The sequence below is a fragment of the Microbacterium sp. genome (assembly GCF_049661145.1).
Classification (GTDB): domain Bacteria; phylum Actinomycetota; class Actinomycetes; order Actinomycetales; family Microbacteriaceae; genus Microbacterium.
Window position 1 is genome coordinate 1 of the sequence record NZ_JBASZT010000099.1, and the last position, 10,666, is coordinate 10,666.

At 67.7% G+C, this 10,666-nt stretch carries 10 protein-coding genes and 1 pseudogene; 6 read left to right on the forward strand and 5 right to left on the reverse strand.

Annotation, left to right across the window (positions count from 1 at the left end; all coding sequences use genetic code 11):
- Nucleotides 1–671: pseudogene (locus tag WBP48_RS04315) on the reverse strand (SAM-dependent methyltransferase); the annotation flags it as partial.
- A gap of 153 nt (nt 672–824) precedes the next feature.
- Between WBP48_RS04315 and groES the strand changes: the two are divergent.
- The 5 genes from groES (at nt 825) to WBP48_RS04340 (ending at nt 4,639) form a co-directional block, all read left to right on the forward strand.
- Entirely contained in the window at nt 825–1,121 is a 297-nt protein-coding gene (gene groES / locus WBP48_RS04320) for a co-chaperone GroES (RefSeq protein ID WP_424436597.1), read from the forward strand.
- Nucleotides 1,122–1,376: 255 nt separating this feature from the next.
- Nucleotides 1,377–2,318, forward strand: coding sequence for an EamA family transporter RarD (gene rarD, locus WBP48_RS04325; RefSeq protein ID WP_424436600.1), 942 nt, complete (start codon nt 1,377–1,379; stop codon nt 2,316–2,318).
- Between the two features lie 65 nt (nt 2,319–2,383).
- On the forward strand, nt 2,384–2,656 hold the full coding sequence (locus tag WBP48_RS04330) for a hypothetical protein (protein WP_424436603.1): 273 nt from the start codon (nt 2,384–2,386) through the stop codon (nt 2,654–2,656).
- Nucleotides 2,640–3,023 carry a type II toxin-antitoxin system VapC family toxin gene (locus tag WBP48_RS04335; protein WP_424436606.1) on the forward strand — a complete coding sequence of 128 codons (384 nt, stop codon included), beginning with the start codon at nt 2,640–2,642 and terminating at the stop codon, nt 3,021–3,023. Before WBP48_RS04330 ends, WBP48_RS04335 begins: the two co-directional genes overlap by 17 nt.
- 242 nt (nt 3,024–3,265) lie before the next feature.
- Entirely contained in the window at nt 3,266–4,639 is a 1,374-nt protein-coding gene (locus WBP48_RS04340; RefSeq protein ID WP_424436609.1) for an ABC transporter substrate-binding protein, read from the forward strand.
- 151 nt (nt 4,640–4,790) lie between these two features.
- Here WBP48_RS04340 and WBP48_RS04345 read toward each other — a convergent pair whose 3' ends face one another.
- The 4 genes from WBP48_RS04345 to WBP48_RS04360 are packed head-to-tail and all read right to left on the reverse strand — an operon-like array spanning nt 4,791 to nt 8,879.
- Entirely contained in the window at nt 4,791–5,546 is a 756-nt protein-coding gene (locus WBP48_RS04345; RefSeq protein ID WP_424436612.1) for an ABC transporter ATP-binding protein, read from the reverse strand.
- The gene (locus WBP48_RS04350; protein WP_424436615.1) at nt 5,536–6,561 is read right to left on the reverse strand and encodes an ABC transporter ATP-binding protein; all 1,026 of its coding nucleotides are present in this window, start codon (nt 6,559–6,561) and stop codon (nt 5,536–5,538) included. The genes WBP48_RS04345 and WBP48_RS04350 overlap by 11 nt, the downstream gene beginning before the upstream one ends.
- Nucleotides 6,554–7,540 carry a branched-chain amino acid ABC transporter permease gene (locus WBP48_RS04355; protein ID WP_424436618.1) on the reverse strand — a complete coding sequence of 329 codons (987 nt, stop codon included), beginning with the start codon at nt 7,538–7,540 and terminating at the stop codon, nt 6,554–6,556. The genes WBP48_RS04350 and WBP48_RS04355 overlap by 8 nt, the downstream gene beginning before the upstream one ends.
- Before the next feature lie 10 nt (nt 7,541–7,550).
- Nucleotides 7,551–8,879: a branched-chain amino acid ABC transporter permease gene (locus WBP48_RS04360; protein WP_424436621.1), complete on the reverse strand. Its 1,329-nt coding sequence runs from the start codon at nt 8,877–8,879 to the stop codon at nt 7,551–7,553.
- Between the two features lie 193 nt (nt 8,880–9,072).
- Between WBP48_RS04360 and guaB the strand changes: the two genes are divergently transcribed.
- Nucleotides 9,073–10,575: an IMP dehydrogenase gene (gene guaB, locus WBP48_RS04365; RefSeq protein WP_424436624.1), complete on the forward strand. Its 1,503-nt coding sequence runs from the start codon at nt 9,073–9,075 to the stop codon at nt 10,573–10,575.
- Nucleotides 10,576–10,666: the final 91 nt, after the last annotated feature.

The window sequence follows — 10,666 nt, forward strand, 5'->3', positions numbered from 1 at the left end:
GGCCCGGCCCCTGCCCCGTCGGGGATGAGCGCGCGGTCGAACGCCGGGCCGAGCTTGATGCCGGCCGGCCGCCGCGCCGCCAGCTCGAACACCCACTCCAGCGGCGGCGACCACTCGCCCGCGCCGACGCGCGTCGTCTCGCTGTGGCCGGCGGTGCGCCGGGCGGGATCGAGCCAGACCGCGTCGATCCCGTCGAGCGAGACCTCCTCCGCCCGGGCGTGCCGCACCGTGACCGCCGCTCCGAAAGGAGCCAGGTTGTACGCGGCCAGGGCCGCGGTGATCTCGTCGGCATCCACCGCGAGCACTTCCAGGCCGATGCCGGCGAGAGCGAGGGCATCGCCGCCGATGCCGCAGCCGAGATCCGCGACCCGATCGAAGCCGGCCTCGCGGAACCGCCCCGCGTGGCGCGCGGCGACCGCAAGGCGGGTGGCCTGTTCCAGTCCCGCGCGTGTGAACAGCATCCGGTCGGCGAACTCGCCGAACTTCGCCCGCGCGCGCGTCCGTAGCCGCGCCTGGCCGACGGCGGCCGATACGAGGTCGGGGGAGAGCCCTGCGGCGCGCAGCCGAGAGACGGTCGTCGCGACCTCCGCGGACGCGTCGATCGGGCTCAGCTCGTCCACGAGGCGCAGGCCCCCGGGCGTCAGGAGGGCGGCCAGCTCGGCGTGATTCACCCCCTCAGCGTAGGCTCCGCCGCGCGAGATTGGCACTCGCGTTGCACGAGTGCCAACGGCGCCCTAGACTTGCAGTTAGCACTCCACCCCTGTGGGTGCTAACCAGTCTTTCCGTAGTACATGGCGCAACGCCCCGCAAGAAAGAGGTAAACCGTGTCGGTTTCCATCAAGCCGCTCGAGGACCGCATCGTCATCACGCAGGTCGAGGCTGAGCAGACCACCGCGAGTGGTCTGGTCATCCCCGACACCGCGAAGGAGAAGCCCCAGGAGGGCGAGGTCGTGGCCGTCGGTCCCGGCCGCATCGACGACAACGGCAACCGCGTGCCGCTCGACGTCGCCGTGGGCGACCGCGTGCTGTACAGCAAGTACGGCGGCACCGAGGTCAAGTTCGGCGTCGAGGAGTACCTCGTCCTGTCGGCGCGCGACGTCCTGGCGGTCGTCGTCCGCTGATCGCGGATCCCGAAGGGCCCGGATGCCTCGGCATCCGGGCCTTTCGTCATGCCCCACCCCGGCCACCCCGCCACCCTTGCTCGCCAGCCCGCCACCCTTGCTCGCCGAGCCGCTATCTTCCGCCCGAGCCGCTACGAAACGCCCGGTCGAAACGTGGCGGCTCGGTCGAAACGTGGCGGTTCGGCGACGAGGGATGGCAGGATGCCGGGGCCGCCGCGCCCCGCGGTGCGTCATGACCGTCATAGGCTTTGTGTCGTGACACACGAGGAGGCCGCGGCGACCGCGAAGGCCGCGGCGGAGGAGCGTCTCGGCGGCGTCTACGCGTTCGCGGCGTATTTCCTGTGGGGCTTCATGCCCCTGTACTTCCTGACGCTCGCGCCGGTCGGGCCCTGGGAGATCGTCGTCTGGCGGATCCTGTTCTCGCTCGTGTTCTGCGCCGTCCTGCTCACGATCACCCGGACGTGGGGCAAGCTCTTCGCGATCCTGCGCGATCGCCGTCTGGTGTTCTGGACGATCGTGGCGGGCCTGCTGATCTACGTGAACTGGCAGGTGTTCCTCTTCGGCATCCTCACCGGGCACGTCATCGAGGGGAGCCTCGGCTACTTCATCAACCCGATCGTGACGGTGCTGCTGGGCGTGCTCGTGCTCGGCGAGCGGCTGCGCACGGCGCAGTGGGTGGCGATCGGCATCGCGGGGCTCGCGGTGGCCGTCATCGTCATCGCGTACGGCTCGTTCCCGTGGATCGCGCTCACGCTCGCCGCGAGCTTCGGCACGTACGGCCTCGTGAAGAAGCAGATCGGCCCGCAAGTGGACGCGATCAGCGGGCTCACGCTGGAATCGCTGTGGCTGACGCCGATCGCCCTCGTGCAGCTGGTCGTCGTCGCCACCACCACGGGGCTCGTGTGGGGAACGCAGGGTCCCTGGCACACGGCGCTCGTGCCGTTGGCCGGAGTCATCACCGCCGTGCCGCTGCTGCTGTTCGCCGCCGGCGCGCGCCGCGCGCGGCTGACGGTGATGGGTCTGCTGCAGTTCGTCGCCCCGATCCTGCAGTTCGTCACCGGGGCGTGGATCCTGCACGAGCCGATGCCGCTGGAGAGGTGGATCGGGTTCGGTCTGGTCTGGATCGCACTCGTCGTGCTGAGCGCCGACTCGGTGCGCCACGTGCGCCGCAGCGCCGCCCCGCCCGGGCTCGTCTGACCCCGCGTCCGTGCCGATTGACCGCACGTTGACCAGTCCTTGACCAGACCTGATACCCTGAGCGCATGAGCGATGTGGTGTCGATCTACGAGGCGAAGTCGCAGTTCAGCCGCTTGGTGAAGCGGGCGCGGGACGGCGAGGTCGTCTACATCGGCGCGTACGGGCGTGCCGAGGTCATGCTGGTTCCCGTGCCGCCCCGGCGACCGGTTCGGCTTGGCGTCTGGAAGGACCGTCGCGTTCCGGGCTTCGACTACGGCTCCGACGGGCTCATCGAATCCGATGCGGACATCGCCTCCGACTTCGACGCGGCTCTGGGGCGCGATGAGACTGCTGATTGACTCGCACGTGTTCCTGTGGATGCTGTTTGCGCCGGAGCGGCTGGGGGCGAGGGCTGTCGATGCGATCGATCGAGCGGATGCCGTTTCGCTGTCCGTTGCGAGCCTGTGGGAACTGGCGCTCAAGCACGCGAAGGGCGAGCTGCCGCACGCGCCGGGGGAACTCGCCGAGGGCGTCGACGAGCTGAGCCTCAATGAGTTGCCTATCCGTCGCCGTCATCTCTCCATGCTGAACGAGATCGAGCTGCCGCACGGCGATCCCTTCGATGGGATGCTGGTCGCCCAGGCTCGCGTCGATTCGCTGACGCTCGTGACGGCCGACCGACCCCTGCTCGCGTCCCCATACGCCACGCTCGATGCGCGGCGCTGACACGCACCCGGTCGACATCCTCACGGAGGAGCGCGCGGCTGTGTGTCTCGAGCCCGTCCACCGTGGGATCTGTACATGCGTCGCGGCTTCGGGTGTATTCACGGCGACCGTTATCGCACCGTGACCGTTTGGTATCACGGCGTTAACGAGACGCAACAATCCCGAAGCGCCCCGGTGATGAGCTTGGACACACTGGGGAGGGACCCGAGGTCGCCCCGTGTTCATCAATACCAAGGAGCAACATGAGCGTCTTCACACGTGGCGCTGCGTCGAGCGCGCGAACCCGGTCGATTCTGGCCGGCCTCGCGATCGTCGGAGCAGGAGCCTTCGTTCTTTCCGGTTGTTCGAGCAGCAGCACTCCGACGGCGTCGGAGTCCGCGTCTCCGACCGCTGAAGAGAAGGTCGACCCGGCGGCGAACTGCGCGCCCGGCGACCCAGGCACCGGGCCTCTTCAGATTGCGACGATCCTGCCGCAGACCGGCAACCTCGCCTACCTGAACCCGCCGGCGGAGGCGGGCGCCGGCCTCGCGGTCGAAGACATCAACGCCGCAGGCGGCGTGCTCGACCAGCCCGTCGTCGTCGACCCCGTCACCGACTCCGGTGGCGCCGCCGACATGTCCGTCTCGACGGCGTCCGCCAACGAGATCGTCTCGTCGACCGCGCAGGTCGTGATCGGTGCTGAGTCGTCCGGTGTGACCCTGAACTTCGTCGACACCGTGATGGAGGCCTGCCGCGTGCAGATCTCGCCGGCGAACACAGCGGATTCTCTGTCGGGGTACTCGAGCTACTTCTTCCGTACCGCGCCGCCGGACCGCGTGCAGGGCCCTGCGCTCGGAAACCTCATCCTGAGCGACGGCAACACGAATGTTGCGTTCCTCGTCTTCAACGACCCGTATGGCACCGGCCTGCGCGACCAGGTGGAGAAGACCATCGTCGACGGCGGCGGCGAGATCACGTACGGCGCCTCCGGCGACGGCACGGAGTTCCCCCCCGGACAGGAGACGTTCTCGTCCGAGGTGACCGCCGCGATCGACTCGGCTCCCGACGCGATCGTCGTGCTGGCGTTCGACGAGACGAAGAAGATCATCCCCGAACTGCAGGCGCAGGGCTGGGACATGACGAAGGTCTACTTCTCGGACGGCAACACCGCGAGCTACGCCGACACCTTCGACCCGGGCACACTCGAGGGCGCACAGGGCACGATTCCCGGCTACTACCCCGACGAGGCCTTCCGCGGTCGTTTGAACGACTACTACAAGTCGACGGCGGGCGCCGACCTGACCGACTTCTCGTACTCGCTGGAGTCGTACGACGCCATCACCCTGGCCGCCCTCGCGGCTCAGAAGGGCGGCGGCACCGACGCGGCGACGATCCAGGCGAACCTGGCCGCGGTGTCCGGCACGGACGGGGGCGAGTCCTGCGACGACTACGCCTCGTGCAAGGCTCTGCTCGACGGCGGCAGCGACATCGCCTACAAGGCGAAGTCGGCCATCGGACCGTTCAACGAGCAGAATGACCCGTCGTCCGCTCAGATCAGCGTCTACAAGTTCGACGCGAGCAACGTTCCGGTGTGGTTCAGCTCCGTCGCGATGGACGTGACCCTCTCGGAAGAGTAAGCGACAACATGAAGGAGGGGGCGGATGCCACGGCATCCGCCCCCTCCTTCATGTTCACGTTCCGGCGGGGTTCCTCATGACTGACCCGCGAGCAAACGCCGGGAGCCGGGAGCCATAAGGCTCCCGGCTCCCGGTCCGTATCTGCGAGAACTCAGGCAGCGCCCTCGTCTTCGGCGAGCGTGCCGAGGTAGAGCTCGATGACCTTCGGGTCCTTCGCGAGTTCGCGACCTTTGCCCTCGTAAGCGTTCCGTCCCTGGTCGAGCACGTAGCCCCGATCACAGATCTGCAGGCAGCGGCGGGCGTTCTGCTCGACCATGATGATCGTCACGCCGGTCTTGTTGATCTCGCGTGTGCGGATGAACGTCTCGTCCTGTCGGACCGGCGAGAGCCCCGCGCTCGGCTCATCGAGCAGCAGCACCTTGGGGTCCATCATGAGTGCCCGCGCCATCGCGACCGACTGGCGCTCACCGCCGGAGAGCGATCCGGCCCGCTGCTTGCGCCGATCGGCGAGCACGGGAAAGAGCTCCCAGATCTGTTCCAGCCGTGATTCGAAGTCCTTCGGGCGCAGGTACATGCCCATCTGAAGGTTCTCTTCGATGGAGAGGCTCGGGAAGACGTTGTTCGTCTGCGGAACGAATCCCACGCCGGTGCGCACGAGCTTGTCCGCGCGCTGATTGGTGATGTCCTCCCCACCGAGCGTGACAGAACCGGAACGGATCTGAACGAGCCCGAAGAGCGCCTTGAGCAGAGTCGACTTGCCCGCCCCGTTCGGCCCGATGATGCCGATCAGCTCGCCGGGGTACGCCACGAGCGTGCATCCGTTGAGGATGTTGACCCCCGGCAGGTATCCGGCGACGAGGTTGTCGGCGTTGACGAGCGGCTCAACCGGTGCCACCTCACCTGTCATCGTCTTCTCCCTTCGCAGCTTCCGCTTCGGCTTCGGCCTCAGCTTCGGCCTCGATCGTCTTGATGAAGCCGGTGCTCAAGACGGCGTCATCACCGAGGTCGGTGTCGTGGTGGGCGCCGAGGTACGCGTCGACGACGGACTGATCGCTCATCACGGTCTGCGGCAGTCCCTCGGCGATGACGCTTCCCTGCGCCATGACGACGACCCAGTCCGAGATGTGGCGCACCATGTGCATGTCGTGCTCGACGAACAGCACGGTCGTGCCGTCGTCGCGCAGCGCGATGATGTGATCGAGCAGCGACTGCGTGAGGGCGGGGTTGACCCCGGCCATCGGCTCGTCGAGCATGATCATCTTCGGGTCGCTCATGAGTGCGCGCGCCATCTCGAGGAGTTTGCGCTGACCGCCCGAGAGCTCACCGGCGAGGTCGTTGCGTTTCTCGTACAGCTTGAAGCGCTGGAGCAGGCCCATCGCCTTCTCGGTGATCTCCTTCTCACGCGCGGCCCACAGCGGCTTCACCAGGCCGACGAACAGGTTCTCGCCGGGTTGCGCGTTCGCGCCGATCATCATGTTCTCGAGCACCGTCAGGCGCGTGAGCGACTTCGTCAGCTGGAAGGTGCGCACCATGCCCGCCCGCGCGACCTTCGATGCCGCGGTCGAGCCCATCTCGTTCCCGTCGAACACCCAGCGGGCGACGTCGTCGCGCCCGCGTGTGAACAGGCTGGGCGCAGAAGACGGCTTGTCGAAGCCCGTGATGAGGTTGAAGAACGTGGTCTTGCCGGCGCCGTTCGGCCCGATGAGCGCCGTGATCGCGCCCCGCTGCACCTCGAGGTGGTCGACGTGCACGGCGGTGAGTCCGCCGAAGCTGCGCACGATGTTGTCGACGACGAGGATCGGGTCGGGCTTGGCCGATCCCGGAGCCCGGTCGACCTTGTCGATCACCGCGCGCAGCTCGGCGCGGTCGTAGAGGTAGCCGCTCTGGTGCGCGAGCGGGGAGGCGCTCTTCGTGTCAGACATTGAAGGACAACTCCTTCTTGTTGCCGAGTATGCCCTGTGGCCGGAAGATCACGATCAGCATCAGCGCGACCCCGACGAGCACCCACGCGAACTGCTCGGTCTGCTGAGTGTTGAGGATCCAATTCGGCACGAACTGACCTGTCACCTGGACGATGAACAGGCGCGCGACGAGGAAGATCACCGATCCGAGCACTGGCCCGAACACCGTCGCGGCACCGCCCAGCAGGAGGATCGTCCACACCCAGAACGTCGTCGGACGACCGAGACCGTCGGGCTGCACCGAGGCCGGCATCGTCATGAAGATTCCGCCGAGCCCGCCGAAGATGCCACCGATCACGAGCGCCTGCATCTTGTACGAGAACGCCGACTTGCCGAGGCTGCGCACGGCATCCTCGTCCTCGCGGATGCCCTTGAGGACGCGTCCCCAGGGACTGCGGATCGCAAGCCAGACGAACAGGCAGCCGAGCGCGACGAGCGACCACGCCACGAGGCGCGTCCACCAGTCGTTGACGCCGGTGTTCTCGTAGCTGAACCAGAGGATCGTCGTCTTGCCGGGCGGCAGGAACGACAGGTCGCTGAACGCGCCGCGGTACTGCCCGCCCGGGATGCCGTTGGCACCGCCGCTGAAGTTCGTGAGCAGGCTCGAGCGCCCGACCATGCGCACGATCTCGGCCGCGCTGATCGTCACGATCGCAAGGTAGTCGCCACGCAGTCGCAGCGTCGGGATGCCGAGGACGAGCGCGAACAGCGTGCAGGCGATCAGCGAGACGAGCAGCGATACCCAGAACCCGCCGCCGTTCATCGCGGTGATCGCGAAGCCGTACGCGCCGATCAGCATGAAGCCCGCTTGGCCCATGTTGACGAGCCCGGTGAACCCGAAGTGGACGTTCAAACCGATCGCCGCGAGGGCGAAGGCCGCCGTCGTCGGCGAGATCGCCGTCTCGGTGAGGAGCTTGAGCAGCTGAACCCAGAAGTCCATGAGGTTCCCCCTATCCCACTCGTTCGCGTCTGCCGAAGATGCCCTGTGGCCGCACCAGCAGGATCAGGATCAGCGCGAGGAGCGCGGTGGCGTACTTGAAGTCGCCGGGGAGCCAGAGGTTCGTCAGCTCCACGACAAGACCGATGATCATCGATCCGGCGAGCGCCCCGAATGCCGTGCCGAGGCCACCGAGCGTGACCGCGGCGAAGATCAGCAGCAGCAGCTGTCCGCCGGTGAACCAGCTGATGCCGTTGAGGACGAGGGCCAGGAGGACACCGGCGAGGCCGGCGAGTCCCGCCGAGACCGTCCACACGAGCCGGATGACACGGTCGACGTCGATGCCGGACGCGGAGGCCAGGGCGCTGTTGTCCGAGATCGCGCGCGTCGCGCGCCCGACCCGCGTGAACAGCAGCGCGAGACCGACCGCGACGAGGACGACGATCGCAATGCCCATCGCCACGTACGACTGCACGGTGAGCCGGATGCCGAGGATGATGACACTGTCGGGTGAGCTCGTGTCGACGCGGACCGTGCTGGCGCCGTAGATCATCTGGTAGAAGTAGGACATCGCGACCGACAGACCGATCGAGACGATCATCATCTGGGTGAGACTCAGCCGTCGTCGACGCAGCGGCTTCCAGATGATGGCGTCCTGCAGCCACCCCGTCGCAGCGCACAGGAGCACCGCGATGAGGCCGGCGAGCCACAGGTTCAACCCCAGCACATTCGCGAAGGTGAAGGCCAGCAGGCCGCCGAGCGTCACCTGCTCGCCCTGCGCGAAGTTCGACAGCCCCGTGGTCCCGAACACGAGCGACAGGCCGATGGACGCCAGCGCGATCATGAGACCGAGCCGGATGCCGGAGGCGAACTGCTGCCAGAACCGCGACCATGAGAACGAGGATCCCGAGTCCGTCGCACCGCCTTCGGTGTCGCTCAGGCGGAACGCCTGCGACACGTTGTTGTGCGGACCGGCGTTGACGGTTCGGCTCGTCTCGCCCACCAGGAACTCGCCGTCGGGCAGCGTCTCCGCGTTGAGGGCGAGCTCATAGCTGCCCGACTCGGTCACGGCGAAAACCCATCGGCCGGTCTCATCGGTCTGGATCGACTGTTCCTCGCCGCTCGGGGAGGTGATGGTGATCTCGACGTCGACGGCCGGCTCGCCTGCGCTTGTGCGGATGGTGCCCTGCACGCAGCCCGTCGTGTCGTCCGGCGTGCAGGTCGGCGACGCCGCGTGCGCCGTCGTCGGGATGAACAGCGTCAGCAGAACGACGAAAGCGAGCGCGATCGCGCCCGCCCAGGTTCGAGTGCGATGGACACCCGTGGGAGCGGTGATCGTCACTGCGGCCATCCTTCGGGGTTGGACGTCATTGGCCAGGACATTATGCGCTTATTGTGTCGCAGATGTTTCACAGGCGCGTCGTTCGTCGTGCGGTGCGGCTCGTCGGCATCCGGAATATCTGCGCGTGCCCGCCGCTTAGAATCGTCATACGCGCGCGCGGCAGGACGAGCAGGCGGGCCAGGCAGGAGAACACGTGGAGCACAACGACCCGTTCGGTCTCGTCGGACTGACCTATGACGACGTGCTGCTGCTGCCGGGGCACACCGATGTGATCCCCTCCGAAGCGGACACGTCGTCGCGGCTCACCCGCCGGATCACGGTCGCGACCCCGCTGCTGTCAGCGGCGATGGACACCGTCAGCGAGACGCGGATGGCGATCGCGATGGCACGGGAGGGCGGCCTCGGCATCCTGCATCGCAATCTTGCGATCGCCGAACAGGCCGCCATGGTCGACCAGGTCAAGCGCAGCGAGTCGGGCATGATCACCGACCCCATCACGACGACCCCCGACGCGACGATCGAAGAGGTCGACGCGCTGTGCGGGCGGTACCGCATCTCGGGCCTCCCCGTCATCGACGACGACGGGCGCCTGGTCGGCATCATCACCAACCGCGACATGCGGTTCGTCTCGGGCTTCGAGCGGCAGACCACTCACGTGCGCGACGTCATGACTTCGGACGGCCTGGTCACGGGCCGCGTCGGCATCGGGGCGAACGAGGTCATCGCCCTGTTCGCGCAGCACCGCGTCGAGAAGCTGCCGCTCATCGACGACGACGGCAAGCTCGCGGGCCTCATCACGATCAAGGACTTCGACAAGAGCGAGAAGTATCCGCTCGCGACGAAGGACGACCAGGGGCGGCTGCGCGTGGGCGCCGCGATCGGGTTCTTCGGCGACGCGTGGGAGCGCGCCGAGGCGCTGCGGGATGCCGGGGTGGACGTCATCGTCGTCGACACCGCGAACGGCCAGTCGCAGGGCGTCATCGACATGGTGCGGCGCCTGAAGGCGGACCCGTCGTTCGCCCACATCGACATCGTCGGCGGCAACGTCGCGACCCGCGAGGGCGCGCAGGAGTTGATCGACGCAGGAGTGGATGCCGTCAAAGTCGGCGTCGGACCGGGCTCGATCTGCACGACGCGGATCGTCGCGGGTGTCGGGGTCCCCCAGGTGACCGCGGTCTGGGAGGCGTATCAGGCGGCCGGACCCGCCGGCATCCCGGTCATCGCAGACGGCGGCCTGCAGTACTCCGGCGACATCGCCAAGGCGCTCGTGGCGGGCGCCGACACCGTCATGCTGGGCTCGCTCCTCGCCGGGACCGACGAGTCGCCGGGCGAGATCGTGTTCCAGGGCGGCAAGCAGTTCAAGATGTACCGCGGCATGGGCTCGCTCGGCGCGATGCAGACCCGCGGCAAGAAGACCTCGTACTCGAAGGACCGCTACTTCCAGGCGGACATCCCGTCGGACGACAAGCTCATCCCCGAGGGGATCGAGGGCCAGGTCGCCTACCGCGGCCCGGTGTCGGCCGTCGCCTACCAGCTCGTCGGGGGCCTGCGGCAGTCGATGTTCTACGTCGGCGCGCGCACGATCTCGGAGTTGAAGGAACGGGGCAAGTTCGTCCGCATCACCGCGGCCGGGCTCAAGGAGAGCCACCCCCACGACGTGCAGATCGTCGTCGAGGCGCCCAACTACGCGGGCTGACCCGCGCCGCGGGATCGTCGCGCCGCCTAAGCTAGGCCGGTGAGCGACATCGAGATCGGTCGCGCCAAGCGTGCACGCCGCGCCTTCGCGT

Excerpts from the sequence above, each read along its gene's own strand:
- WBP48_RS04335 (WP_424436606.1), top strand. The coding sequence starts at position 2,640 with ATGAGACTGCTGATTGACTCGCACGTGTTCCTGTGGATGCTGTTTGCG.
- WBP48_RS04345 (WP_424436612.1), bottom strand. The coding sequence starts at position 5,546 with ATGACAGGTGAGGTGGCACCGGTTGAGCCGCTCGTCAACGCCGACAAC.
- WBP48_RS04350 (WP_424436615.1), bottom strand. The coding sequence starts at position 6,561 with ATGTCTGACACGAAGAGCGCCTCCCCGCTCGCGCACCAGAGCGGCTAC.
- WBP48_RS04355 (WP_424436618.1), bottom strand. The coding sequence starts at position 7,540 with ATGGACTTCTGGGTTCAGCTGCTCAAGCTCCTCACCGAGACGGCGATC.
- WBP48_RS04340 (WP_424436609.1), top strand. The coding sequence starts at position 3,266 with ATGAGCGTCTTCACACGTGGCGCTGCGTCGAGCGCGCGAACCCGGTCG.
- WBP48_RS04330 (WP_424436603.1), top strand. The coding sequence starts at position 2,384 with ATGAGCGATGTGGTGTCGATCTACGAGGCGAAGTCGCAGTTCAGCCGC.